Consider the following 25522-nt stretch of genomic DNA (forward strand, 5'->3'; position numbering starts at 1 on the left):
CGGTGGTATAATGCGCCTCGCGCGAAAAAGGATGAATGTTTTGGAAGGAAGCGGAGGGGCGGAAACGTCATGAAATTGGAAAACGATCTGGGCCGGGACCCTGTTCGTCAGCTGGTGCTGCGTATTGCCATTCCCAGCATGCTGGCCCAGTTTGTCAGTGTGCTTTACAGCATTGTGGACCGTATCTATATTGGTAATATTCCGGAGGTTGGCAGTCTGGCTCTGGCAGGAGCCGGCGTGTGCGGCCCGGCGGTGACGCTGATCTCCTCCTTTGCGTTTCTGGTGGGCATCGGCGGATCGCCCCTGGTGAGCGTACGCATGGGAGGCGGCAGACTGGATGAGGCCAGAAAGATTTTGGCCAACTGCTTCATGCTGCTGTGCGCGTTTTCTGTGGTGCTGACAGCGGTGGCGCTGGCCTTCCGGCGGCCGCTGCTGACGCTCTTCGGAGCCAGCGCGGACACCCTGCCCTATGCCATGGATTACTTTACCATCTATGTCTGCGGCACTATCTTTGCACTGCTGGCCACCGGAATGAATCAGTTCATCATCTGTCAGGGCTTTGCCAAGAAGGGCATGCAGTCGGTGATGCTGGGCGCCATCCTGAATATTGTGCTGGATCCCCTGTTTATTTTTGTCTTGAACATGGGCGTGCGGGGTGCGGCCATTGCCACGGTGATCAGCCAGCTGGGCAGCTGCCTGTATGTAATGTGCTTCCTCTTTTCCAAGATTCCGCCGGTGCGGATTACCTTCGGAGGCTACCGGCTTAAGATTGTGGGCCAGGTGCTGGCTATGGGACTGGCTCCCTTCCTGATGTACGCCATTGATAGCCTGATGGTTATCGCCCTCAATGCCGTGCTCCAGCGCCACGGAGGTGCCTCGGGGGATCAGCTGGTGGCTGCCGCTACCATCTCCCAGTCCTTTATGCTGATGGTGGTTATGCCCATGGGCGGCATCACCGGCGGAACCGGAGCCATTCTGGGCTACAACTTTGGTGCCGGCCGCCCCGACCGCATTCAGGAGGCGGAAAAGTGTATCCTTACCCTGTGCCTCATTTATACTGGTATTCTCTTCCTGGCGGGCCAGTTCTGTGCGGTTCCCTTCACCAGGGTCTTTACGCCTGACCTGAAGGTGTCCGCTCTGGCGGTGCAGGCCATCCGGCTGAGCACTCTGGGGATTATCCCCCTGGCCTTCCAGTACGTGGTGGTGGACGGCTTTACCGGAATGGGCATGATGCAGTACTCGCTGCCCCTGTCCCTGCTGCGCAAGGTGGTCTATTTCATTGCCCTGTTCACGCTGCCGGTGTTTCTGGGTGCCCCCGCCGCCTTCCTGGCGGAGGCGGTGTCCGACTTCTTCCCGCCGGTGCTCAGCAGCCTGGTGTTCTGGAAGCGCCGCGGCTGGGTAACCCGCCGGGCGCTGGAGCAGGCCCCTTCCGCTCAGCTTAGCCGGGCCTCTACATAAAATAGAAAATAGAAAGAAAAATCCCGCTGCCAACCGGCAGCGGGATTTTTTTATATCTGTTTCCGACGTTCCAGAGCGAATACTGTCAGCTGGAAGGCAACAATCAGCACCCAGCCTCCTCCAGTGGCCAGCGCCACGGCGTCCAGCCCAAGGAGTCTCACCAGCAGGTAGGAGCCGATGACCCGCACCACAATTTGCAGTGTGGTGCCCCAGAAGGTAACGCCCATCCGGCCGTTTCCCCGAAACCACCCCACAAAGGTGTGCCCGCAGAAGGCCAGCAGGTAGAAGAGAGCGATGTTCCGCAGGTAGGAGGCGCACAGCACCGCCGACTGGCTGCCCGGCTGGAGGAAGAGAGTGGACAGAGGCGTGCTGGCAAAAAACAGCAGCAGGGCAAAGACCGCTCCGGTACCCAGCACCATCCCGGCTCCCCGGGCGAAGCCCCGCAGGGCCCGTTTCCGGTCCCCGGCGCCCACATTTTGCGCCACGAAAATGGCGATGGCCTCGCAGCCGCTGATGCCGAAGGCCTGGGTGAAGTTCTCCACCCGAGTGGCAGCGGTAAAGGCGGAAATGGGGGCGGAATCCAGCAGGCTGATGCCGTTGACGGCGCTTTGGATGAGTAGCTTACCCAGGTAGAGGCTGGACTGCTGCAGAGCGGCCACGGCAGCGTAGCTGCTGGTACGGCGGACCAGGATGGGGTCCAGCCGGGCGTCCTGCCGGGTGATGGACAGGAAGGAGCGGCGCTTTTTAATGTAGAGCGCGCACAAAAGGGCGGAGAGCAGTTGGGCGGAGGCGGTGGCCAGAGCGGTCCCCGTGATGCCCAGGCCCAGCACCGCCACCAGAAGCCAGGCGGCAATCAGGTTGTAGCCCAGGGAGAGGAGAAGAAAGTACAGCGCCGCCCGGGTGTCTCCCACCGCCCGCAGGGTGGAGGCCAGGTAGTTGTAGGCAAAGGTGAAGAGCATCCCGGCCAGGATAACCCGCAGGTAGTGCCCGGCATCATCCATCAGATCCTGTGGGGTCTGAATGAGCACCAGCAGTTGGGGAAGAAAGAGCTGACCCAGCACCACGGCGGTCAGCGTACAGCCGCCGATGAGGACGGCGGAGACATAGAGCTGGCGGCGCAGCTTGGCCATGTCCCCTTCGCCGTAAAACTGGGCGATGAGGACTGAGGAGCCCATGCAGGCCCCGGTGATGACGTAAATATAGAGGTTCATCACGCTCTCGGCCACACCCAAAGCGGCAAAGGCCTGGTCCCCGATGTAGCGGGTGACAATGAGGGAGTTTGCGATGTTGTAGAGCTGCTGAAGCACATTGGCGCACAGCAGGGGCAGGCACAAGCTCAGCAGCTGGGAGGTGATGGGGCCGGAGGTGAGATGGAGAGGGCGGGACACAGCGAGGCCTCCTCTGGAGAGAATCAGGCGGCCGAAGGGCTGCCTTTTTTCTATAATACGTCAGATGAGCTGCCGTTGCAAAGATTTCTTTGCCCGGATACCGGATTAGGTTACCCGGGAGACAGAGCCGGAATACAGAAGGGGGAATTTCCCATGCAGACAGAAAGCGCCCGGTTCCGACCCGGAGCCTGTCCTATAATCAGGGCGGCAAACAGTGACAGACCGTCCATTCCATACCCAGAGAAGGCCGGAGACGCAGACCTCCGGGAACCGAGAGAAAGGAGAGGTGGCATATGCCGGTGACCTGTCGGGAAGAGGGAAGAAACCTTGTGGCGATGGTGTCCGGGGAACTGGACCACCACGAGGCCAAGGCCGTGATGGAGGAGCTGGAGGCACGGATTGACCAGGCCCTGCCCCGCCAGCTGACGTTGGATCTGAAGGGGCTGACGTTTACGGACAGCTCAGGCATTGCGGTGCTGCTGCGGGCCTGGCGCAGAATGGGACAAATTCAGGGCTCCATGCGGGTGGTGGGCACCCCGGCTCAGGCGGAAAAGGTGTTCCGGGCCGCAGGGCTGGAGCGGATGATCCGCTTTGAGTAACGGGGGCCTCACCCCATTTCCATACCGAGGAGGACTTACATAATGAAAAAAGAAAACTATGTGTCGCTGGAGTTTCCCAGCCGCTCCGCCAACGAGAGCTTTGCCCGGGCGGCGGCAGCCTGCTTTGCGGCCCAGCTGGATCCCACCCTGGAGGAGGTCAACGACGTGAAAACCGCCGTCAGCGAGGCGGTAACCAACGCCATCGTCCATGCCTACCCTGACCGCATCGGAAAGATCGTCATGCGCCTGGCGCTGCTGGAGGACCACGCCCTGGAGATTGTGGTGAAGGACTGGGGCGTGGGCATTGAGGACGTGGAAAAAGCCCGGGAGCCCCTGTTCACCACCGGAACTCAGGAGCGGGCGGGCATGGGCTTTACCATTATGGAGAGCTTTATGGACACGCTGAAGGTGCGCTCCGTCCCCGGAAAGGGGACCACGGTGACCATGCGGCGGAAAATTGCCCGCCGGGCAGGGCGGTGAGCGGCACATTGTCCGCCGCAGAACTCCTCCAGGCGGCCCGGGAGGGGGACAGCCGGGCCTGTGAGCAGGTGCTGGAGGAGAACAACGGCCTGATCTGGAGTGTGGTGCGCCGCTACTACGGACGGGGCGTGGAGCCGGATGACCTGTATCAGCTGGGGTGTATGGGCTTTCTCAAGGCGGTGCAGGGGTTTGATCCCCAGTACGGCACCCAGTTTTCCACCTACGCGGTGCCCAAGATCGCCGGAGAGATCCGCCGCTTCCTCCGGGACGACGGGCCGGTGAAGGTGAGCCGGGGACTGAAGGAGCGGGGCGTCAGCGTCCGGGGTGCCCGGACCCGCCTGTGTGCCCAGCTGGGGCGGGAGCCCAGCCTGTCCGAGCTGGCGGAGGAGACGGGGCTCACTCCCGAAGAGATTGCCGCCGCCGAGACGGCGGTGGAGCCGGTCATTTCCCTCCAGGCGGAGACGGGAGAGAATGGCCTTACCCTGGAGGGGATGCTCACCGCGGGCAGCGAGGAGGAGCGGCTGGTGGAGCAGATGACCCTGCGCGCCGCGCTGGCGGCCCTGCCGGAGCGGGAGCAGCAGGTGCTGCTGCTGCGCTATTACCGGGGCATGACCCAGGTGCAGACGGCGCGGGTGGTGGGGGTCTCCCAGGTCCAGGTGTCCCGCCTGGAGCGCCGGGCGCTGGAGCGGCTGCGGCAGGAACTGGCCCCATAGCAGAAAAAGGCAGCCCCCCTTTGGCGGAAGGGGGGCTGCCATCGTGTTCCACAACGGGTCCGGTTGCTAGGAGAGAGAGAACAACCGGTGCTCGGCTGCGGAGAAGGACAGCCGGACATGGTGAGGGAGGCCGACTGTCCCGGGGACTGCAAGGCAAGAATGGGGCCCTCCGAAGGGCCCGGGCGGACGCGGCGGAAGCCGCGGCCGCAAAGACACAAGAACTTGATTTCGGCTTTATTATAGCAAAAGGAAAATTAAAACGCTGTTAATGGGAACAAACATCATGTTAAAATTGTGCAAAGGATGGAAGGCTCGTTTAACAGCCACTTCTTCTCAGTAAACATCAAACGCCCCCTGGAGCAGAGCCTGCTCCAGGGGGCGTTTCGTGGAAAACACCGAGTTTTCCCCCGTTTTCCACATGGTTTTCCACAGGATTAATCTTCCAGCATGCGGTAGCCGATACCCAGCTCAGTGTAGATGTATTTGGGCGCGGAGGGATTTTCCTTCAGCTTGCGGCGGATGTTGGCCATGTTCACCCGGAGAATTTGGTTGCTGCTCCCCCCGTAGGGACCCCAGACGTGCTCCAGAATGAAGTCATAGGTAAGTACCTTGCCGGCATGGATGGCCAGCAGCTCCAGAATCTTGAACTCGTTCTGGGTGAAGTGGATCTCCTCGCCGCCCTGGAGTACCTGGTGCTTGGCAATGTCCACGGTGAGATCCTTCACCTGGTACACGTCCCGCTGAATACCCTGGTTGACCTTCATCCGGTCGGCCCGGCGCAAAGTGGTGCGGATGCGGGCCAGCAGCTCGGATACGCCGAAGGGCTTGACCACGTAGTCGTCCGCCCCCATGTCCAGGGCCTTCACCTTCTCCGACTCCCGGTCCCGGGCGGAGATGATGATGACGGGGACCTCCCGGGGCAGCCCGCGCAGCTGGGAGAGTACCTCCAGACCATCGATGTCGGGCAGACCCAGGTCCAGCAGGACCAGGTCGGGGCCGTGGGAGAAGAAGAGGGACAGGCCCTCCTTGCCGCTGGCGGCGGCCAGGGGCTTGTAGTCGCTGGCGCTCAGGGCCCGGCAGATAAAGTTGCTGATGGCGTGTTCGTCTTCAATGACAAGAATGGTGCGTTTTTCACTCATCTGGAAAATCCTCCATGGGAAGGCCGAAGCGGAAAACCGCCCCGCCCTCGGGATTGTTGCCCGCGGCAAAGAAGCCGTCATGGGCCTTGATGATGCTCTGACACACGGAGAGGCCGATGCCCATCCCCCGGGTGGAGTCCCCGGACAGGTCGCGGGAGAGAGGACGGCCGGACTGAACGGTCTGACAGATCTCCGGCGAAAGACCTTTGCCACGGTCCCGTACCTCCACCACTGCCCAGTTGTCCTGGCGGAACAGATGGAGGGTGATGTGCTCCTGGTCGCCGGAATGGCGCACGGCGTTTTCCAGCAGGTTGACCATCACCTGTTTGATGAGCATGGGCTCCATGGGCAGGTACAGAATATCCTCGGAAAGATCCAGCTCTACCTTGCAGTCAGGAAAGCGCCGGCGGGTGGTGAGTACGGCGTCACCGGCGACCTCCTCCAGCATCTCCTCCCGCTTTTTCAATGGCATGGTGCCATCCTGAATCCGGGTGATAGAGAGCAGGTTCTCTACCATGACAATGAGAGCGTCGGCGTCCTCCTTGATGTCACGGAGCATGGCGGTGTTTTTCTCGGAAATCTCACCGCTGGACAGCAGAACAGAGGCAGCGCCGGAGATGGAGGTCAAGGGCGTGCGAAGGTCGTGAGATACCGCCCGGAGAATGTTGCCCCGGATGGTCTCCCGTGCGGACTGGAGCTGAATGGCGGTTTTTTCCTCGTTGAGCCGCTCATTGAGCTCATAGAGGGCTTTGGCCTTCCGCTCCCGGCGCACCGCCTCAGCGGCCTGGAGCTTCACCCGGGAGGTGAGGGCGCACACCACGCAGGAGATGGCCACCATGGACAGCATGGCCACCGGATAGCCGGCGTGGCTGAGGGAGAAAGCGGCGTAGGGGAACATGAAAAAGAAGTTGGTACAGAACGCCCCTACAATGGAGGCCAGAATTCCATAAAAATAGCCGGTGGTCAGCAGGGAGATGAGCACCACCGCCAGCACGAAGACCAGGGCGGAGTTATTCTCGCCGCCGGTGTGGGTGATGAGAATGCTGCTGGCCAGGTAGGCCGCACAGAGAAAGAGCGCGGTGACCAGAATGTTCCGGGGAAGAGAAGGAATGCGGTGCATCTGGCGATAACCCCACCGATAAAGGGCGGAAAGCCGCTGGGAGAGTGACACAGGCTCACCTCCTGAATGTAGGAATGTCCGCTGGGAATGGAGCGGATATGCAATCGACATTATTATAACAATTTTTCCGTTTGTCGTAAAGAGCGGGACCGGCGGAGGAATTTCAGGAAAATATAAGGGGGATTTCTTGTGTGAAAGGGGAAAAAATGATATAATAATACGATTTCCGGATTTTGCCGGATAAACTGGAGAAAAGGGGTTTCATAACATGACTTATAAAGAGGAATTTATCACCTTTATGGTGCGCTCCGGCGTGCTGACCTTCGGGGATTTCGTGACCAAGTCGGGCCGCAAGACGCCCTACTTTGTGAATACGGGCAACTATAAGACCGGGGCCCAGGCGGCCAAGCTGGGTGACTACTACGCCGCCTGCATTCAGGAGCACCTGCCTGACGGTGTGACCTGCCTCTTTGGCCCGGCTTACAAGGGTATCCCCCTGGCCGTGTCCGCCGCCGCCTCCCTGTACCGCACCTATGACCGGGACCTGCCCTACTGCTTCAACCGCAAGGAGGCCAAGGACCACGGCGAGGGCGGCTCCATGGTGGGCTACAAGCCTCAGGACGGGGATGATGTGGTCATCGTGGAGGACGTGGTCACCGCCGGTACCGCCGTGCGGGAGACCATCGAACTCTTCAAGCATGTGGCCAAGGTGAATATGAAGGCCCTCATTGTCTCCGTGGACCGCATGGAGCGGGGCACCCGGGAGTGCTCCACTCTGGACGAGCTGCGGGAGGACTACGGCATCGCCGTCTACCCCATCGTCACCGTGCGGGAGGTCATTTCCTTCCTCCACAACAACCCCGTGGACGGCAAGGTCTACATTGACGACGACATGAAGGCCAAGATGGAAGCCTATCTGGCCGAGTACGGAGCCAGAAAGTGAGACCGGGGTGGAGACGGTTTTCGGTCTTGTGAGCATTCTGCTGGCCCTGCTGTTTCCCTACTTCCTGGTGAAGGCGATTCGTGACCAGGATGAGGACAGGAGCGCGACCTACATGCGTCTGTCCTGTCTGGCGTTTGGGGTCATCGTGTTTACACTAATCGGCTTGCACTAAAGCCAACGGTTCCGCGAGGTCCGGATAGGGCTGTGCACGCTTTGGGAAAGGAGAACGCCTATGGCGGAAAAGCCCAAACATCTCCACAGCGGACACCGGCAGCGGGTCAAGGACGAGTTTCGCGCCCGGGGTCTGGAGGGCTGGCCGGACCACCGGGTGCTGGAGCTGCTGCTGTTTTACGCCATCCCCCAGGGGGATGTGAACGGCCTGGCCCATGACCTCATCGACCGCTTTGGCTCCCTGGCAGGGGTGCTGGACGCCTCGGAGGACGAGCTGCGGAAGGTACCCGGCGTGGGGGAGCACACGTCGCTTCTGCTCCAGCTCATTCCGGCCGTGGGCGCCCGGTACCGGGAGCAGCGCAGCGACCTGGGCGAACTGGTGCAGACACCCCGGGAGGCCGCCGCCCTGCTGGAGCCCTATTTTTTCGGCGCCCGGAACGAGATGGTGTATATCCTGTGCCTGGACGGGAAGTGCAAGCTGCTGGGCATCCGAAAGGTGTCCGAGGGCAGCATCTACGCCTCGGACATCAACATCCGCCGCATTGTGGAGGAGGCCATGGGCCTGCGGGCGGCGGCCATTTACCTGGCCCACAACCACGTGAACAACCTGGCCTTCCCCTCGGCAGCGGACTGGCAGGCCACGGATACCATCCGGGCCGCCCTGGCCCCGGTTGGGCTCAATCTCATTGACCACCTGGTGTTTGTGGACGGGGATGCGGTGTCCCTGAACCAGTCGGAGCGAAACGGCCGCCGTCCGGTGTATCAGCTGATGGGCGGGACATTTTGATGGCGTTAAATTGTAGGATTTTCTCTTGAATCGGAACGTTTGTTCTGCTACACTGGGGAACAGTGTACGTCTGCGCAAGACAAGGAGGTGTGCCTGTGCCGAAGTTTGAAGTGGTATCGGAATATAAGCCCGCCGGCGACCAGCCGGAGGCCATTGAGGCCCTGTCCAAAGGCATTGAGATGGGGCTGGACGAGCAGACCCTGCTGGGCGTCACCGGCTCAGGCAAGACCTTCACCATGGCCAAGATCATTGAAAAGGTACAGCGCCCCACCCTGGTGCTGGCCCACAACAAGACCCTGGCCGCCCAGCTGTGCGCCGAGTTCAAAGAGTTTTTTCCCAACAACGCAGTGGAGTACTTTGTCTCCTACTACGACTACTACCAGCCCGAGGCCTATATCCCCCACACGGATACCTTCATTGAAAAGGATTCGGCCATCAACGAGGAGATCGACCGCCTGCGCCTCTCCGCCACCGCCTCGCTGCTGGAGCGGCGGGACGTGATTGTGGTCTCCTCCGTGTCCTGCATCTACGGCCTGGGCGAGCCGGAGGACTTTGAGAAGATGATGGTCTCCCTGCGGGTGGGCGCCCAGCTGGAGCGGGACGAGCTGCTGAAAAAACTGGTGGACATCCGCTACGAGCGCAACGACATCGCCTTTGAGCGCAACATGTTCCGGGTCCGGGGGGACACGGTGGAGGTATGGCCCGCCTACTGGAAGGACACGGCCATCCGGGTGGAGTTCTTCGGGGACGAGATCGACCGTATCAGCGAGATTAACGTGGTCACCGGCACCCCCATCCGCCGCCTGACCAACATTCCCATCTGGCCCGCCACCCACTATGTCACCCCCAAGGAGAAGATGGACGCCGCCATCCAGGAGATCTACAAGGAGCTGGAGGAGCGGGTGGCCTTCTTTGAGGGGGAAAACAAGCTCATTGAGGCCCAGCGCATCAAGCAGCGCACCATGTACGACATTGAGATGATGCAGGAGCTGGGCTACTGCTCCGGCATTGAGAACTACTCCCGGGTCATCGAGGGGCGGCCGGTGGGCTCGCCCCCCCACACCCTGCTGGACTACTTCCCTAAGGACTTTGTCCTGTTCATCGACGAGAGCCACGTCACCCTGCCCCAGGTGCGGGCCATGTATAATGGCGACCGGGCGAGAAAAACCTCCCTGGTGGACTACGGCTTCCGCCTGCCCTGCGCCTTTGACAACCGTCCGTTGAAATTTGATGAGTTTGAACGGAGAGTAAACCAGGTGGTCTACGTCTCCGCCACCCCGGGCGAGTATGAGCGCACCCGGTCGGGCCAGATTGTGGAGCAGGTCATCCGGCCCACCGGCCTGCTGGACCCCAAAATCGAGGTCCGGCCGGTGGAGGGCCAGATCGACGACCTCATCGGGGAGATCAACGACCGCACCGCCCGCTCCGAGCGGGTGCTGGTCACCACCCTCACCAAGAAGATGGCCGAGGACCTCACCGCCTACCTCCAGGGGGCGGGCATCAAGGTGCGCTATATGCACCACGACATCGATACCATGGAGCGCATGGAGATCATCCGGGACCTCCGCCTGGGTACCTTCGACGTGCTGGTGGGTATCAACCTGCTGCGTGAGGGCCTGGACCTGCCCGAGGTCTCCCTGGTGGCCATCCTGGATGCGGACAAGGAGGGCTTCCTCCGGTCCGAGACCTCCCTCATCCAGACCATCGGCCGTGCCGCCCGAAATGCCGACGGCATGGTGGTCATGTACGCCGACACTATCACACCCTCTATGCGCCGGGCCATTGACGAGACCGAGCGCCGCCGCCAGAAGCAGGACGCCTTCAACAAGGCCCACGGCATCGTGCCCAAGACCGTTATCAAGTCGGTGCGGGACCTGCTGGAAATCGGCGTGTCCGAGAGCAGCGAGGCCGAGCGGAAGGGCGAGGTGAAGAGCCTCACCAAGCAGCAGAAGGCCGAGCGCATTGCCAAGCTGGAGAAGGAGATGAAAGAGGCGGCCAAGATGCTGGAGTTCGAGCTGGCCGCGGCATTGAGAGACCAGATTATCGAGCTGAGAGGGAAGTAAGCAGGCCGCCTCTTTCCACCCGCGCACAGCGCGGGCGCGCCGAGTGGCGCGTACAATGGTTTTGCGGAGCAAAACCATTGCCGGAGGCGGAATTCACTTCCGCCGAGGATTGTAAAAAAGGGGCCCCCACGGACTGTGTCCGTGGGGCAGCGGCCAAGATGCTGGAGTTCGAGCTGGCCGCGGCATTGAGAGACCAGATTATCGAGCTGAGAGGGAAGTAATCAGCGAAGCTCGTGGAGATCTTCGGGGAAGCCGCTGCTCAGCATCTGACCCACATGGACACCGTAGGAAAAGGCTGCGGCACCCCAGCAGCAGGCCAGACTGTTCTGCAAGTCGGCGGAGAGGAGCCGCTCCCGGTTGGGCAGCGTCCGGGCAGCCTCCTGCCATTCCCGCTTCTGCTCCTGGTAAAAGAGGGGAAACTCCGCCTCGCTGGCCTGGAATTGCGGGGCTGCATAGTGCTCATAGAGCCAGAAGTAAAAGTCATTCATGTATTGTATGCTCCTTTCCCAGAAAGGTATCCTTAATACACGTCATAATATAACATGTTATAATATGACGTGTCAAGAGAGGGGAGAGAGAAAATGGAATTAGAGCTGTCTGTCTTTGGGGAACGGCTCCGCCTGTTGAGAAAAGAACAAAAGCTGACCCAGCGTCAAATGGGTGATTTGTTGTGCATTACAGAACGGAATTATCAGCGTCTGGAGTACGGGAAAACGAATGTGACCGCCACAACGCTGATGTTCCTGGGGGACTATTTTCACGTCTCGGTGGATTATCTCCTGGGCCGGACGGACAACCGGGAGATTAACCGGTGAGCCGGGAGGAAGAGCCCATGGCCGCCTCCTGTTTCCAGGACGGGAATTATGTAAAAATTTCCTCCTTTTTTCACAGCCCGGAGGACGCCCGGGCGGGAAATCCCTATAACACCACCTTTCAGCTGTCCGTGTGCTCCGACGGCTTTTCCGGGACAGGGGAGTGGGAGTGTGACATTTCTGTCCTTCGCGCCTTTGACCGGGAGGTAGAGGAGCTGTACCGCTTTCAGCGGGAGCGGGCGGAGTTGCGGGATATGGGCTATGGAAGCACCCTTACCTTCTCTGCCGCCGACCGCCTGGGCCATATCCGGGTGGGCGGGACCCTCTTCGGCCTGCACGGCGTCCAAAGCCTTCAGTTTGAATTTTTGGCAGACCAGACCGCCCTGGAGCCCTTTGGAACGGAACTGGCGGCCCTCCTGCGGGAATGAAGGAGGATACCGGGATGGACCTGCCCAGGCGAAAGGCGAACCGCCTGCCGGATTACGATTACAGCCAGCCGGGGTGCTATTTCATTACGATTTGCACCCAGGGACGACGGCGCTTGTTGTGGGAACGTGAGCCTTCCGGCTCATCCGTAGGGGCGGCCTGTGGCCGCCCGCCGTTGTCGCGGCTTGGTTTCGTTGTGGAACGGGAGATTGCGCGTTTGCATCATACATATCCTGTGCTTACAGTAGAAAAGTACGTGATTATGTCAAATCATGTTCATTTGCTCCTACGAATATCCCAGACCGGGGACGGGCGGCCGCAGGCCGCCCCTACGATCGCCCAAGCGATAAACCAATTCAAGGGTGCGGCGGCCAAAGCGGCGGGCCATCCCATCTGGCAAAAGGGCTACCACGACCACGTCGTCCGAAATGACGCGGACTATCTCCGCATCTGGAGCTACATCGATACCAACCCCGCCAAATGGCGGGAGGACTGTTATTTTACAGAAACCGAGGAATGATAACCATGGCAAAGCAGAAGGAAGAAAAGACCAACGTCATGCGTGTTCTGGACCAGAAGGGCATCCCCTACACCCCCCACACCTACGACCCGGACAGCGGGATAGACGGAGTGACGGTGGCTAAAAACCTGGGCCAGGACCCGGAGTGCGTGTTCAAGACCCTGGTGGCCCGGGGGGCCTCCGGCGGTCTCTATGTCTTTGATATTCCGGTGGCGGACAGCCTGGATCTGAAAAAGGCGGCCAGGGCCGTGGGAGAGAAGTCCATCGCCATGATCCATCAGAAGGAGCTGCTCCCCCTCACAGGCTACGTCCACGGGGGCTGCTCGCCCATTGGTATGAAAAAGCAGTACCCCACTGTCTTCCATGAGACGGCGGAGATTGTGGACACCATTATGGTCTCTGCCGGGAAGATTGGCTATCAGGTGCAGCTTGCCCCTGCCGATCTCATCGCGCTGGTAGGGGCCTCCACCGCCGACCTGACCACAGAGAGCTGACACCCCCTCACGCCTTCTGAGAGGAGCGATTGTATGCGGAACTGGAGCCAGCGAAGTTTTTTGGAGAAGGCACTGCTCCTGGCTTTGCCGGGGATGGCGGTGTTCTTTCTCGTCCTCTACCTGATTCTCTCCCGGATGCCGGGGGTAGAGTACTGTGACGCGCTGCTCCTGCGGCACACGGAGGGAGAGACCGTGATTTACTCCGGCAAGGCCCGGGGGCAGCGGGTGGAGTTTCAGGTCTCAGAGGACGGGGCGGTCACCTACCTTGTGGACGGCCAGGCCCGGGGCCCCTATACCGTGGTGCTGGACCAGTCGGCGGCGCCGGATGACTCGCTCACCGGCGGCGAGGTGCGCCTGGGGGAGGAGGTCCTTTTCCGGGGCGGCTGGCTGCTGCAGGAGAACTTTCCCTACCTGGAGGACGAGACGGGCATGCCCCGGATTGAGTTGGGCGTTACAGTGAGCGGGGAGAAGAAGCTGCTGCCTCGGGATCCCTCTGCCTCCTTCCTCATCCAGCTGGTGCTGGAGCCCGATCTGCACCACCGGGGACAGTGGCAGCCCTATGCTCTTGGGCTTCTCCTCTCACTGATCACCGTTCCCCTCATCCTCTATGCCGACAAGCTGTTCCGGCGGCGCTTGGGCTGGTATATCCAGAACCCGGAGCTGGCGGAGCCCTCTGAGTGGGAGCTGTTCACCCGGAAGCTCTCCTGGGGGCTGTTTTCCGGAATGGCCCTGGTGCTCTATATCATAGGCGCGGTCACCTTTTAAGACCGCCTGATTTTTCCAAAGGAGAACCATCATGCACACACACATTACCGTCAAAGGCGCCCGTGTGAACAACCTGAAAAATGTGGACGTGTCCATTCCACGGGACAAGCTGGTGGTGCTCACCGGCCTGTCCGGCTCGGGCAAGTCCTCTCTGGCCTTTGACACCATTTACGCCGAGGGGCAGCGCCGGTATGTGGAGTCCCTCAGCTCCTACGCCCGCATGTTCCTGGGCCAGATGGAGAAGCCCGACGTGGACTACATTGACGGCTTAAGCCCCGCCATCTCCATCGACCAGAAGACCACCAGCAAAAACCCCCGGTCCACCGTGGGCACCGTCACCGAGATCTACGACTACCTCCGTCTGCTGTGGGCCCGGGTAGGTACCCCCCACTGCCCCATCTGCGGCAAGGAGATCAAGCAGCAGACCATCGACCAGATCATCGACCAGGTGATGGCCCTGCCCGAGGCCACCCGTATCCAGGTCATGGCCCCGGTCATTCGGGGGAAGAAGGGCGAGCACGCCAAGATCTTCGAGGACGCCCGGAAGTCCGGCTATGTCCGCTGCCGGGCGGACGGCTCCATGTACGAGCTCACCGAGGAGATCAAGCTGGACAAGAACAAGAAGCACAACATTGAGATTGTGGTGGACCGCCTGGTCATCCGGGAGGACATCGCCCGCCGGCTCACCGACAGCGTGGAGATCGCCTCCAACCTGGCGGGAGGACTGGTAGTCATCAACATCGTGGGGGAGGACCGGGACATCCTCTTCTCCCAGAACTACGCCTGTGAGGACTGCGGCATCTCCATTGAGGAGCTCACCCCCCGCATGTTCTCCTTCAACAACCCCTTCGGCGCCTGTCCCACCTGTATGGGCCTGGGCTCCCAGATGAAGATTGACCCGGACCTCATCATCCCCAATAAGAACCTGTCCATCATCGAGGGGGCTATCACGGCCTCGGGCTGGGGCAACATCAACTCCGACGGCATCGCCCGGATGTACTTTGAGGCTCTGGCCAAGAAGTATAAGTTCAAGCTGAACACCCCGGTGAAGGACCTGCCCAAGGAGGTCATGGACGTCATCCTCTACGGCACCAACGGGGAGAAGCTCACCCTCCACTACGACCAGCCCCGGGGCCAGGGTACCTTGTACCAGCCCTTCGAGGGCATCGTCAACAACCTGGAGCGGCGCTACCGGGAGACCCAGTCGGACGGGGTGAAGCGGGAGCTGGAGGAGTGCATGAGCCAGTGCCCCTGCCCCACCTGCCACGGCCGGAGACTGAAAAAGGAGTCCCTGGCGGTCACCGTGGGCGGGCTGGACATCGACACCTACTGCCGCAAGAGCGTCACTGAGGCGTTGGAGTTTATGGAAAACCTCCAGCTCAACGAGACTCAGACCATGATTGCCGCCCAGATTCTGAAGGAGATTAAGTCCCGACTGGGCTTTCTCCAGTCGGTGGGCCTCCAGTACCTTACCCTCTCCCGGGAGGCAGGTACCCTCTCCGGCGGTGAGAGCCAGCGCATCCGTCTGGCCACCCAGATTGGATCCTCCCTTATGGGGGTGCTGTATATCCTGGACGAGCCCTCCATCGGCCTGCACCAGCGGGACAACGACAAGCTGCTGGCCACCCTGAAGGAGCTGCGGGACCTGGGCAACACCCTGCTGGTGGTGGAACATGACGAGGACACCATGCGGGAGGCCGACTATATCATCGACGTGGGCCCCGGCGCAGGGGTCAACGGCGGACGGATTGTGGCCGCCGGTACCCCGGAGGAGGTCATGAACACCCCCGGATCCATCACCGGCGACTACCTGGCCGGACGGAAGAAAATCCCCGTCCCGGAACACCGCCGTACAGGAAACGGGAATTATCTAAAGGTATTCGGTGCCGCGGAGAACAACCTGCGGGGCGTGGACGTATCCATCCCTCTGGGCACTTTTACCTGCGTCACTGGTGTGTCCGGCTCCGGCAAGTCTTCCCTGGTCAACGAGATCCTCTATAAAAAGCTGGGGGCCGACCTGAACCGGGTGAAGGTCCGGGCGGGTAAGCACGATCGCATCGAGGGAGAGGAATTCCTGGACAAGGTCATCAACATCGACCAGTCCCCCATTGGCCGCACGCCCCGGAGTAACCCCGCTACCTATACGGGGCTCTTCAACGACATCCGGGACCTGTTCGCCTCCACCCCCGACGCCAAGAGCCGGGGCTACGGCCCGGGCCGGTTCTCCTTCAACACCCGGGGCGGCCGGTGCGAGGCCTGTACCGGCGACGGCCTCATCAAGATCGAGATGCACTTTCTGCCTGACATCTACGTCCCCTGCGAGGTGTGTAAGGGACGGCGCTACAACCGGGAGACCCTGGAAGTACGCTACAAGGGCAAGAACATCTATGAGGTGCTGGAGATGACGGTGGACGAGGCGCTGCCCTTCTTCGAGAACCTGCCCCGGATCTACAACCGCCTGAAAACCCTGGAGGAGGTGGGGCTGGGCTATGTGAAGCTGGGTCAGCCCTCCACGGAGCTGTCCGGCGGCGAGGCCCAGCGGGTGAAGCTGGCCACCGAGCTTTCGAAGCGCTCCACGGGCAAGACCATCTATATCCTGGACGAGCCCACCACCGGCCTTCACAGTGCCGATGTGCACAAGCTCATCGAGGTGCTTCAGAAGCTGGTGGATGGGGGCAACACCGTGCTGGTCATTGAGCACAACCTGGATGTCATCAAGACCGCCGACCACATCATCGACCTGGGCCCCGAGGGCGGCGACGGCGGCGGCACCATTGTCTGCACCGGCACCCCCGAGGAGGTAGCTGCCTGCCCCGAAAGCTATACGGGGCAGTACCTCAAGCGGATGCTGAATCCGGAAAAAACGCTGCACGAGAACACCTGATGGCACCCCGCTGGGGGATAGAAAATAAGAGAGATAAGAGGTTTTCTATGGATATTTTTCAGTGGCTGACGGACACCGAACTGGGCAAGTGCATCTTTACCATGCTGGTGTCCATGATTCCCATCATTGAGCTGCGGGGCGGACTGCCCTTCGGGGTGGCCCTGGGCCTGCCCTACCATCTGGCCTTCCCCTTCGCGGTGCTGGGCAATATCATTCCCGCACCCTTCATCATCGTCTATATCCGCCGGATTTTTATGCTGATGCGCAAGTATATGCCCCGGCTCAATGGCCTGGTGGACAAGATGGAGAAAAAGGCCCACCTGAAGGGCCAGAAGGTGCAGAAGTACCAGTATCTGGGCCTGTGGCTCTTTGTGGCTATCCCCCTGCCGGGCACCGGGGCCTGGACGGGCTCCCTGGCGGCGGCATTTCTGGACATGCGGCTGAAGAAGGCCCTGCCTGCCGTTATTCTGGGCGTGCTCACCGCCGGCTGCATTATGCTGACCCTGACCCACGTGGGCATCAATTTGTTCTCCGGAACCGTATAATCCCACACCTCCGGGCCACGGCGCACATAGGATGACCCGGAGGTGTTGCTCTGTGAATCTGGCAGGGGAAATCCTGGTGACGGCGGTGTGCGTGGTGGGGCTGGCCTTTTTGGCCTGGTGGCTGTTTGGCCGCCTGCTGCGCCCCATTCCGGAGCAGCGGGTGTATGCCCTCATCTCCGGGCGGGGGGACGGAACGGACCTGGAGCAGTCGGTGCGGGCCTTTGTATGGCTGCGGAGCCTGGGGCTGCTGCACTGTCCCATCATCATTGCGGATGTGGATCTCACGGCCCGGGGCTGGGACGTGGCCCTGCGGCTGACGGCCCGGTGGCCGGATGTCATTCTGTGGCCGGCGGACCACCTGGCGGAGCGGGTGGGCCGGGAAGAAGCTTAGTACATAAGAGAGGAGGCGGACCCCTTGGAGGAATACCAGAAGGACAACCAGGTGGAGGGGACCGTCTCCTCCATTATTTATCAGAACGAGGAGAACGGCTACACCATCCTCCGCCTGGACGTGAAGGGGGAGGAGATGACGGTGGTGGGCCCCATGCCCGGGGTCTCCCCGGGAGAGTACCTGGCGGTGAAGGGCCGCTGGGTGCGCCACGCCACCTACGGGGTGCAGCTGCGGGCGGAGACGGTGGAGCGCCGCCTGCCTCAGGGATTAAAAGAGATCTACCACTACCTGGCCTCCGGGGCAGTGAAGGGGGTGGGCAAGGCCACCGCCCGGCTGCTCATCGAGGAGTTCGGGGAGGATACCCTCACCGTGCTGGAGGAGCACCCGGAGCAGCTCACCCGCATCCGGGGCATCTCCCCCAAGCGGGCCCGACAGATTGGGGACACCTTCCGCCAGCAGATGGGCATGCGGCTTCTGATGGAGTTTCTCACCGCCCACCAGCTGCCCCTGGAGCTGGCCGTCCCTCTGCGGAGGGCCTACGGGGACGTGGCCCTGGAGGTGCTGAAGGCCAACCCCTACCTGCTGGTGGGGGAGGAGTTTGGAGTGGAGTTCTCCCAGGCGGACGCTTTGGCCCTGGACCAGGGGGTGGGGGCGGAGGACCCCCAGCGGCTGGAGGCGGGGCTTCTCTTTGAGCTGGCCCACAACCTGAACAACGGCCACACCTTCCTGCCCCGGCGCAAGCTGGTGGAGGCCACCGGGGTGCTGCTGGAGGTCTCCGGAGAGCTTTTAGAGGAGAGCCTGGAGGCCCTGGAGCGCCGGGGCGAGGTGGAGTGCCAGGCGGTGGCCGGCCAGGAGGCAGTCTACCTCCCCGCTCTGTTCGAAGCGGAGACCTTCATTGCCCAGCGCATGCGGGAGATGTGTCAGAGCGAGCTGACGCCGCCCCGCGGGTTGGACAAGCTGATCGACCAAATCCAGCGCCGGCAGCACATTACCTACGCTCCCCAGCAGCGCCAGGCGGTGGAGCTGGCCGCCCAGAGCCAGGTGATGCTGCTCACCGGCGGGCCGGGTACCGGTAAAACCACCTGCCTGCGGGGGGTGCTGGCCCTCTTTGATGCCATGGGGCTGGAGACTGCCCTGGCCGCCCCCACCGGGCGGGCTGCCAAGCGGCTGGGGGAGCTGTGCTCCACCGAGGCCTCCACCATCCATCGGCTGCTGGAGACCGGCTTTGATCCCCACACCGGCCGCCTGGTTTTTACCCACGATGCCTACGATCCCCTGCCGGTGGATGCGGTGATTGTGGACGAGACCTCCATGGTGGACGTGCCCCTCATGGCCGCCCTGCTCACCGCCCTGCGGGGAGACTGCCGGCTGGTGCTGGTGGGCGACCCGGACCAGCTGCCCTCGGTGGGGCCGGGAAATCTGTTTGCTGACCTCATCCGAAGCAAGGTGGTGCCCACCGTCCGCCTGACGGAGATCTTCCGCCAGGCTGCCCAGAGCGCTATTGTGCGTAACGCCCACATGGTCAACCACGGAGAGCTGCCCAACCTGCGCCAGAACACCGGGGACTTCTTCTTCCTGGCCCGTCGGGAGGGCAAGGGCGTGGTGGACACCATCGTGGACCTGTGCCGCCGCCGGCTCCCCGAGCGGCTGGGCATTCCCGCCGACCAGATCCAGGTGCTGTCCCCCACCCGGCGGCGGGGGACGGGCACCCGCGCCCTGAACCAGGCCCTTCAGCAGGCTCTCAACCCGCCCCTGGAGGGGAAAGGGGAGCGGCGCTTTGGCGACTGGGTCTTCCGGGCGGGCGACCGGGTGATGCAGGTCAAGAACAACTACGACATCCTCTGGCGGGAGGAGGGGGGCACCCGCTCCGGCATGGGGATGTTCAACGGGGACATCGGCGACATCCGCTCCATCGACGGCGAGGTCATTACCGTGGACTTTGACGGAAAGATTGTGGAGTACTCCCCGGACATGCTGGGAGAGCTGGAGCCCGCCTTCGCCGTCACAGTACATAAGGCCCAGGGCAGCGAGTACCGGGCAGTCATTCTGGCCGCTCTGGACGGCGGCCCCATGCTCATGAGCCGGGGAGTGCTCTACACCGCCATCACCCGGGCCCGGGAGCTCTTTATCATCGTGGGGGACGACCAGGCGGTGGCCTCCATGGTGGCCAACAACCGCCAGACCCGCCGCTACTCCGGCCTTCGGGCCCGGCTGGCGGAGGAAGAATAAACGCCCCAACCGGGCGAAGAAATGAGGGTACACCATGATTCGAAAGGCCCATGCCGGGGACATTGACCGGGTGGCAGAGATCTATGAGGCCATCCACGCATCGGAGGAGCGGGGCGAGCTCACGGTTGGCTGGGCCCGGGGCGTCTATCCCGTCCGGGAGACCGCCCGGGCCGCCGTGGAACGGGGCGACCTGTTTGTCAGCGAGCGGGCAGGGCGAGTAGAGGCGGCGGCCATCCTCAACCAGGTTCAGGTGCCGGAGTACGACCAGTGTACCTGGAAGTACCCCGCACCGCCGGAGCAGGTGATGGTGCTCCACACCCTGGTGGTGGACCCCGCCGTCCAGGCCGGGGGCCTGGGGACCGAGCTGGTGGCCTTTTATGAGCAGTACGCCCGGGCCCAGGGCTGTCCCTACCTGCGCATGGACACCCAGGCGAAAAACACCCTGGCCCGGAGCTTTTACCGGAAGCTGGGCTTCTGGGAGGCGGGGATGGTGTCCTGTACCTTCAACAACATCCCCGGGGTGAAGCTGGTCTGCCTGGAGAAGAAGCTGTAACCACGAAACCAAGCGATCAAACAGGCGCGGAGCCCCTTATCGGGGGTTCCGCGCCTGCCTTTTTTGAAAAGGGGGGAGCAGAGCTGAAAAAATGGAATAGTTTCCGTAACCTTTTGCCCCTGTCGGCGTTTAACAGACAGAAGGAACAAACCGGCGGGCAAAGGGAAGGGGGCGGGGCCTTGGAAGAGGAGTTTTCGGCGGTGTGTCAGGTCTACTATGACCGGCTGTACCGCTTTCTTCTGGCCCTGTCCGGCGACCCCCACCAGGCGGAGGACCTGACCCAGGAGGTCTTTTACCGGGCCCTGCTCCACATCGACCGCTACCGGGAGCAGGGGCAGATGTTCACCTGGCTGTGCGCCATCGGGAAAAATCTGTGGCTCAGCCAGTGCCGGAAGAAGCGAGCGGCCCCGGAGCCGCTCAATGACACGCTCCAGCCCGGCCCGGAGGAGACTCTGTCGGACCGGGAGGTGCAGCAGGCGCTGCGAAGGGCGGTGGCCGCCCTGCCCGAGGACTACCGGGACGTGGTCATTCTCCACGTCTACGGGGATATCCCCCTGAAGGAGATTTCCGCCATGAAAGGGAAATCGGAGAGCTGGGCCAAGGTCACCTATTACCGAGCCAAACAAATGCTGAGACAAGAACTGGAGGGATTGCGATGAAACAAACGAGCTGTGACGTGGTGCAGGATCTGCTTCCCCTCTATCTGGACGGCTGCTGCCATCCGGGCAGCCGGGCGCTGGTGGAGGAGCACCTGAAGGAGTGTCCCGACTGTGAGCGGGTGCGGCAGGAGATGGCGGGAGAAATTCCTGCCCCGGAGGAGCCTCAGCCGGAAGGGGAGGCTGAGCCCGCCAAGGAGGAGCCTGAGCAGGCACCGGAACAGAAGCGGGCCAGGACCTTCCGGAAGGGGATGAAGAAAATCCGCCGCCGGTGGATTGCATCTCTCATTGTGGTAATCATTTTGGTGCCCTTTGTGCTTTTGGGCATCAACCAGGTGCGGAAGGAAGGCCTATGCTACACCAACCTGAATGAGTTTTATCTGGCCAACGCCTTCCTGGGAAAGATGAAGGCCGGGGACTATGAGGGGGCGGCAGAGTACATCAACCGAGAGGACGTCCGGGAGCGGTACCTCTTTAGCTGGTTTACCGAGGACGAGATGGAAAACTTTGACCAGGATGTGACTGACACCTTTGTAGCGGCCGCCCAGGGCTATACTGAGATGGGTGGACTCTCCGACTATCGTTTCCATTGGGGCGGGTATGCCTCTGCCACGGTGGGCGCCCTGGACGAGGAGGAAAAAGTGGCATGCTATCGCTTCGATTTCCAAGTAACTGTGGGCGGGAAAGACTATCGCGCCATCCTGGAGGTAAGCGATGACGGAGTGGAAGACTGCTGGATTTATGACAACCCCATGGGCGGCCCCCAGCAGCTCAATGACATCAATGAGTGGGAATATACCCTGTGGGATGAGTATGTGGCCCGCTACTATGACGAGGAGCGCAAGGCTCAGTACACCTGCTTCGTGGAACAGCAAGCTTATGAGAATGGTTCCGCTCCCAAAGCATGAGTGTGAGCGGAATATGTGCCCTCTCGCTGTAAAAAATCATCAATGAAGGCCCTTTGAACAAGAAAAACCGGCGGAGCGCATGCTCCGCCGGTTTTAGCGTACAGGGGATTATTTACCGGGCTTGAAGCTGTCCTTCAGGCTGACGGCCCGGTTAAAGACCAGGGCGCCGGGCTTGGAGTCCTTGCTGTCGGCACAGAAGTAACCGAGACGCAGGAACTGGAAGCGGTCGCTGGGCTGGGCATTGGCCAGAGAGGCCTCCAGCTTGCAGCCCTCCAGAACCTCCAGGGAGTTGGGGTTCAGGCAGTCCAGGAAGTTCTTGTCTCCAGCGTCGGGAGCCTCGTCGGCAAAGAGGTTGTCGTAAAGGCGCACCTGGGCGTCCACGGCGGTGGCGGCGTCCACCCAGTGGATGGTGGCGCCCTTCACCTTCCGGCCGTCGGCGGGGTTGCCGCCCCGGCTCTCCGGGTCGTAGGTGGCCAGAATCTCGGTGACGTTGCCCTCCGCATCCTTGACGCAGCCGGTGCACTTGATGAGGTAGGCGCCCTTCAGGCGGCACTCGGGGCCGTCGGGATAGAGGCGCTTATACTTGGGAATGGGAGTCTCCAGGAAGTCATCGGCCTCCACGTAGAGGTTCCGGGAGAAGGTGACGGGGCGGGTGCCGGCCTCCGGGTCGTTGGGGTTATTCTCCACCTCAAAGGTCTCGCTCTGTCCCTCGGGATAGTTGGTGATGGTCAGCTTCACCGGACGCAGCACCGCCATGGCCCGCTGGGCGTGGTCATTGAGGTCCTCCCGCAGGCAGTGCTCCAGGAAGCCGAACTCCACGGTGGAGGCGGCCTTGCTCACACCGTTGCGCTCGGTGAAGTTCCGGATGGAGGCGGGGGTGTAACCGCGGCGGCGCAGGCCGCACAGGGTGGGCATCCGGGGGTCGTCCCAACCGGAGACATAGCCCTCCTCCACCAGCTTGCGCAGCTTCCGCTTGCTCATCACCGTATAGTTGATGCCCAGACGGGCAAACTCGATCTGACGGGGCTTGGCCTCCACCGGGCAGTTGGCGATGACCCAGTCGTAGAGGGGCCGGTGATTTTCAAACTCCAGGGAGCACAGGGAGTGGGTGATGCCCTCAAAGGCGTCCTCCAGGGGGTGGGCGAAGTCGTACATGGGGTAGATGCACCACTTGTCACCCTGACGGTGGTGGGAGGCGTGGTTGATGCGGTAGATCACCGGATCGCGCATATTGAAGTTGCCGCTCTCCAGGTCAATTTTGGCACGCAGGGTGCACTTGCCCTCGGGGAACTCGCCGGCGCGCATCCGGGCAAACAGGTCCAGGCTCTCCTCAATGGGGCGGTCGCGCCAGGGGGAGCGGGCGGGGGTGTTCACGTCGCCGCGGTACTCTTTAAACTCCTCGGGGGTGAGCTCACACACATAGGCCAGGCCCTTCTTGATGAGCTCCACGGCGCAGTCATACATCCGCTCGAAGTAGTCCGAGGCGTAGTAGAACCGGTCGCCCCAGTCAAAGCCGAGCCAGCGGATGTCCTCCTTGATGGCCTCCACGTACTCCACGTCCTCCTTGGAGGGGTTGGTGTCGTCCATACGCAGGTTGCAGATGCCGCCGAACTTCTCGGCCGTGCCGAAGTCGATGATCAGCGCCTTGCAGTGGCCGATGTGAAGGTAGCCGTTGGGCTCGGGCGGAAAACGGGTGTGGACCTGCATCCCGGCAAAGCGTCCGCCGGGGGCAATGTCCTCCGTGATAAATTCATGGATAAAGTTCTGGCTGGGGGCAGGGCTCTCGGCGGCGGGAGCTCCGGTTTTGATCTCTTCAGCCATGGTTGACCCTCCTGTCTCTTTGGTAACTCCCTTATTCTACACCAGATACGGGCTGTGATGCAAGGATTTCCCACTTTTTCCCCGGAAAATCCCCGTCCGGTTTCCGGGAAAAGTTTGTGACAGTGTCACAGAAGGGCGAAGGGTGTTGGTGTAAAATAGGCTCACAAACAAGGAAGCAGTCCCAAACCGGCAGAACGCTCTTGCGTGAAGGCGTAAACCGGGTATAATAGAGGCAGTTGGAAGGTTGGGACTGCGAAGAAGGAAGGTGAGCGCTGTGCGTTACGATATTCTGGTGCTGGGCAGCGGCCCGGCGGGCCTTGCGGCTGCGGTGGGCGCCCGGGGACGGAACAAGAGCGTCCTGGTCATTGGCAACCGCTGGCAGGACAGTCCTCTGGCCAAAGCGGAGAAGGTGGATAACTACCTGGGGATGCCAGGCCGCACCGGAGCGCAGATGCTGGAGGAATTTTACAATCACGCCGTCAAGGCGGGGGTGGAATTTGTCACCGGGCGGGCCATCTCTCTCATGGCCTGGAACGGCTTTATGGTGACGGTGGGCAGTCAGGTCTACGAGGGCAGCGCCCTCATCCTGGCTCCCGGCGTCTCCCGGCAGGCCAAGTACCCCGGCGAGGCGGAGTATCTGGGCCGCGGGGTGAGCTACTGTGCCACCTGCGACGGTATGCTCTACCGGAATAAGCCTGTGGCGGTGGTGGGGCGCAGCCCTGACGCCCCCCAGGAGGCCAACTATCTGAAGAGCCTGGGCTGCCAGGTGGTGTACGTCTCGCCCCAGCCTCCCCAGGGACTGGCCGGAGACATTCCCTTCGTCAAGGCAAACCGCCTGGCGGTGAAGGGGGAGGCCACGGTCACCGCTCTGGAGGCCGACGGCGCGGACATCCCCTGCAGCGGAGTGTTCATCCTGCGCCAGGCGGTGGCGCCCACCGACCTGCTCCCCGCCCTGGAGACAGAGAACGGGGTCATCAAGGTGGACCGGCGCATGGCCACCAATGTGGAGGGCGTGTTTGCCGCCGGCGACTGTACCGGAGCTCCCCTCCAGGTGGCCAAGGCGGTGGGGGAGGGCCATGTGGCCGCTCTGTCCGCCTGTGAATATCTGGACCAACAACAGGAAAAATAAAATAACGTTTGATAAAACAGAAAGGAAATGAATGATATGATGGTACATTTCAGCAAGGAAGGTTTTGACAAGGCTCTGAACGAGGGCAAGCTCATGATGGTGGACTTCTGGGCCAGCTGGTGCGGCCCCTGCCGGATGCTGGGCCCCGTTATTGAGGACCTGGCCGGCCAGTACGAGGGCAAGGCCGTCGTGGGCAAGGTAAACGTGGATGACGAGCAGGAGCTGGCCATCCGCTACGGGGTCATGTCCATCCCCACCGTCATCTTCTTCAAGGATGGCAAGGAGATTGACCGCAAGGTGGGCGTTATGCCCGCCGGCGCCTACACCCAGGTGCTGGACGCCAACCAGTAAAATAAACTGAAATAGAGAAAGCGGCCCGCCGGAATTGCTCCGGCGGGCCGCTTTGCGTTTCGGAAGTTCTTGAAGGGGATTTCCAGGCTATGATATAATATTTTTGGGAAAAAACGGCCCATGTAAGCTTTGGTTGACAAAAAGGAAGGGAGATTTGGTTGCCCGGCGGCCGGTTTC

Annotated in this window: 28 protein-coding genes; 23 read left to right on the top strand and 5 right to left on the bottom strand. The window is 61.6% G+C overall.

Annotated elements, in window-relative coordinates; genetic code table 11:
• Positions 1 to 69: 69 nt before the first annotated feature.
• Positions 70 to 1458 carry an MATE family efflux transporter gene (locus AC3YUO_RS11265; RefSeq protein WP_489963130.1) on the top strand — a complete coding sequence of 463 codons (1389 nt, stop codon included), beginning with the start codon at positions 70 to 72 and terminating at the stop codon, positions 1456 to 1458.
• 50 nt (positions 1459 to 1508) lie between these two features.
• On the opposite strand, the gene AC3YUO_RS11270 is transcribed toward AC3YUO_RS11265, so the two are convergent.
• On the bottom strand, positions 1509 to 2846 hold the full coding sequence (locus AC3YUO_RS11270; protein WP_489963131.1) for an MATE family efflux transporter: 1338 nt from the start codon (positions 2844 to 2846) through the stop codon (positions 1509 to 1511).
• A 293-nt stretch (positions 2847 to 3139) separates the two neighbouring features.
• On the opposite strand from AC3YUO_RS11270, the gene AC3YUO_RS11275 reads away from it, so the two are divergent.
• From AC3YUO_RS11275 to AC3YUO_RS11285, 3 genes are read left to right on the top strand one after another with little or no spacing between them, the layout of a single operon-like run.
• A complete protein-coding gene (locus tag AC3YUO_RS11275) occupies positions 3140 to 3445 on the top strand; it encodes an anti-sigma factor antagonist (protein ID WP_489963132.1) in 306 nt (101 codons plus the stop codon).
• Positions 3446 to 3487: 42 nt separating this feature from the next.
• Entirely contained in the window at positions 3488 to 3925 is a 438-nt protein-coding gene (spoIIAB, locus tag AC3YUO_RS11280; protein WP_489963133.1) for an anti-sigma F factor, read from the top strand.
• Positions 3922 to 4638, top strand: a complete 717-nt coding sequence (locus AC3YUO_RS11285) for a sigma-70 family RNA polymerase sigma factor (protein ID WP_489963134.1) — start codon at positions 3922 to 3924, stop codon at positions 4636 to 4638. Before spoIIAB ends, AC3YUO_RS11285 begins: the two co-directional genes overlap by 4 nt.
• A gap of 434 nt (positions 4639 to 5072) precedes the next feature.
• On the opposite strand, the gene AC3YUO_RS11290 is transcribed toward AC3YUO_RS11285, so the two are convergent.
• Together AC3YUO_RS11290 and AC3YUO_RS11295 are read right to left on the bottom strand one after the other, a co-directional pair.
• Positions 5073 to 5777: a response regulator transcription factor gene (locus AC3YUO_RS11290; protein ID WP_489963135.1), complete on the bottom strand. Its 705-nt coding sequence runs from the start codon at positions 5775 to 5777 to the stop codon at positions 5073 to 5075.
• The gene (locus AC3YUO_RS11295; protein ID WP_489963136.1) at positions 5770 to 6948 is read right to left on the bottom strand and encodes a sensor histidine kinase; all 1179 of its coding nucleotides are present in this window, start codon (positions 6946 to 6948) and stop codon (positions 5770 to 5772) included. Before AC3YUO_RS11295 ends, AC3YUO_RS11290 begins: the two co-directional genes overlap by 8 nt.
• 217 nt (positions 6949 to 7165) lie before the next feature.
• Between AC3YUO_RS11295 and pyrE the strand changes: the two genes are divergently transcribed.
• The 5 genes from pyrE to AC3YUO_RS11320 all read left to right on the top strand — a co-directional run bounded on the left by pyrE (position 7166) and on the right by AC3YUO_RS11320 (position 11082).
• Complete coding sequence (gene pyrE / locus AC3YUO_RS11300; RefSeq protein WP_489963137.1) at positions 7166 to 7840, top strand: orotate phosphoribosyltransferase; 675 nt, start codon at positions 7166 to 7168, stop codon at positions 7838 to 7840.
• A 7-nt stretch (positions 7841 to 7847) separates the two neighbouring features.
• On the top strand, positions 7848 to 8012 hold the full coding sequence (locus tag AC3YUO_RS11305; RefSeq protein WP_489963138.1) for a hypothetical protein: 165 nt from the start codon (positions 7848 to 7850) through the stop codon (positions 8010 to 8012).
• 60 nt (positions 8013 to 8072) lie between these two features.
• A complete protein-coding gene (locus AC3YUO_RS11310) occupies positions 8073 to 8798 on the top strand; it encodes a JAB domain-containing protein (protein WP_489963139.1) in 726 nt (241 codons plus the stop codon).
• A gap of 95 nt (positions 8799 to 8893) precedes the next feature.
• The gene (gene uvrB, locus AC3YUO_RS11315) at positions 8894 to 10861 is read left to right on the top strand and encodes an excinuclease ABC subunit UvrB (RefSeq protein ID WP_489963140.1); all 1968 of its coding nucleotides are present in this window, start codon (positions 8894 to 8896) and stop codon (positions 10859 to 10861) included.
• A 77-nt stretch (positions 10862 to 10938) separates the two neighbouring features.
• Entirely contained in the window at positions 10939 to 11082 is a 144-nt protein-coding gene (locus tag AC3YUO_RS11320; protein ID WP_489963141.1) for a UvrB/UvrC motif-containing protein, read from the top strand.
• On the opposite strand, the gene AC3YUO_RS11325 is transcribed toward AC3YUO_RS11320, so the two are convergent.
• A complete protein-coding gene (locus tag AC3YUO_RS11325) occupies positions 11083 to 11349 on the bottom strand; it encodes a hypothetical protein (protein WP_489963142.1) in 267 nt (88 codons plus the stop codon).
• A gap of 93 nt (positions 11350 to 11442) precedes the next feature.
• Between AC3YUO_RS11325 and AC3YUO_RS11330 the strand changes: the two genes are divergently transcribed.
• From AC3YUO_RS11330 to AC3YUO_RS11385, 12 genes are all read left to right on the top strand, one after another.
• On the top strand, positions 11443 to 11676 hold the full coding sequence (locus AC3YUO_RS11330) for a helix-turn-helix domain-containing protein (RefSeq protein WP_489963143.1): 234 nt from the start codon (positions 11443 to 11445) through the stop codon (positions 11674 to 11676).
• Complete coding sequence (locus tag AC3YUO_RS11335) at positions 11673 to 12101, top strand: hypothetical protein (RefSeq protein ID WP_489963144.1); 429 nt, start codon at positions 11673 to 11675, stop codon at positions 12099 to 12101. Before AC3YUO_RS11330 ends, AC3YUO_RS11335 begins: the two co-directional genes overlap by 4 nt.
• Positions 12098 to 12619, top strand: coding sequence for a transposase (locus AC3YUO_RS11340; RefSeq protein WP_489963145.1), 522 nt, complete (start codon positions 12098 to 12100; stop codon positions 12617 to 12619). The genes AC3YUO_RS11335 and AC3YUO_RS11340 overlap by 4 nt, the downstream gene beginning before the upstream one ends.
• Before the next feature lie 5 nt (positions 12620 to 12624).
• Positions 12625 to 13113 (top strand): Cys-tRNA(Pro) deacylase, encoded by a 489-nt coding sequence (ybaK, locus tag AC3YUO_RS11345; RefSeq protein ID WP_489963146.1) that lies wholly within the window; start codon positions 12625 to 12627, stop codon positions 13111 to 13113.
• A gap of 33 nt (positions 13114 to 13146) precedes the next feature.
• Positions 13147 to 13878 carry a hypothetical protein gene (locus tag AC3YUO_RS11350; protein WP_489963147.1) on the top strand — a complete coding sequence of 244 codons (732 nt, stop codon included), beginning with the start codon at positions 13147 to 13149 and terminating at the stop codon, positions 13876 to 13878.
• A gap of 31 nt (positions 13879 to 13909) precedes the next feature.
• Positions 13910 to 16762 carry an excinuclease ABC subunit UvrA gene (gene uvrA / locus AC3YUO_RS11355; RefSeq protein WP_489963148.1) on the top strand — a complete coding sequence of 951 codons (2853 nt, stop codon included), beginning with the start codon at positions 13910 to 13912 and terminating at the stop codon, positions 16760 to 16762.
• Positions 16763 to 16809: 47 nt separating this feature from the next.
• Positions 16810 to 17307 (top strand): COG2426 family protein, encoded by a 498-nt coding sequence (locus AC3YUO_RS11360; protein WP_489963149.1) that lies wholly within the window; start codon positions 16810 to 16812, stop codon positions 17305 to 17307.
• Between the two features lie 52 nt (positions 17308 to 17359).
• On the top strand, positions 17360 to 17698 hold the full coding sequence (locus AC3YUO_RS11365; protein WP_489963150.1) for a hypothetical protein: 339 nt from the start codon (positions 17360 to 17362) through the stop codon (positions 17696 to 17698).
• Between the two features lie 24 nt (positions 17699 to 17722).
• Complete coding sequence (recD2, locus tag AC3YUO_RS11370; protein WP_489963151.1) at positions 17723 to 19927, top strand: SF1B family DNA helicase RecD2; 2205 nt, start codon at positions 17723 to 17725, stop codon at positions 19925 to 19927.
• A 34-nt stretch (positions 19928 to 19961) separates the two neighbouring features.
• A complete protein-coding gene (locus AC3YUO_RS11375) occupies positions 19962 to 20480 on the top strand; it encodes a GNAT family N-acetyltransferase (protein WP_489963152.1) in 519 nt (172 codons plus the stop codon).
• Between the two features lie 179 nt (positions 20481 to 20659).
• Entirely contained in the window at positions 20660 to 21139 is a 480-nt protein-coding gene (locus AC3YUO_RS11380; RefSeq protein WP_489963153.1) for an RNA polymerase sigma factor, read from the top strand.
• Positions 21136 to 22044: a zf-HC2 domain-containing protein gene (locus tag AC3YUO_RS11385; RefSeq protein ID WP_489963154.1), complete on the top strand. Its 909-nt coding sequence runs from the start codon at positions 21136 to 21138 to the stop codon at positions 22042 to 22044. The genes AC3YUO_RS11380 and AC3YUO_RS11385 overlap by 4 nt, the downstream gene beginning before the upstream one ends.
• 108 nt (positions 22045 to 22152) lie before the next feature.
• On the opposite strand, the gene AC3YUO_RS11390 is transcribed toward AC3YUO_RS11385, so the two are convergent.
• On the bottom strand, positions 22153 to 23865 hold the full coding sequence (locus AC3YUO_RS11390; protein ID WP_118640693.1) for a glutamine--tRNA ligase/YqeY domain fusion protein: 1713 nt from the start codon (positions 23863 to 23865) through the stop codon (positions 22153 to 22155).
• Between the two features lie 274 nt (positions 23866 to 24139).
• Here AC3YUO_RS11390 and AC3YUO_RS11395 point away from each other — a divergent pair, with 274 nt between their 5' ends.
• Positions 24140 to 24994 carry an NAD(P)/FAD-dependent oxidoreductase gene (locus AC3YUO_RS11395; RefSeq protein WP_489963155.1) on the top strand — a complete coding sequence of 285 codons (855 nt, stop codon included), beginning with the start codon at positions 24140 to 24142 and terminating at the stop codon, positions 24992 to 24994.
• Positions 24995 to 25030: 36 nt separating this feature from the next.
• Complete coding sequence (gene trxA / locus AC3YUO_RS11400) at positions 25031 to 25345, top strand: thioredoxin (protein ID WP_489963156.1); 315 nt, start codon at positions 25031 to 25033, stop codon at positions 25343 to 25345.
• Positions 25346 to 25522 lie beyond the last annotated feature (177 nt).

This window comes from Pseudoflavonifractor sp. HNCC25GI2, assembly GCF_058136395.1.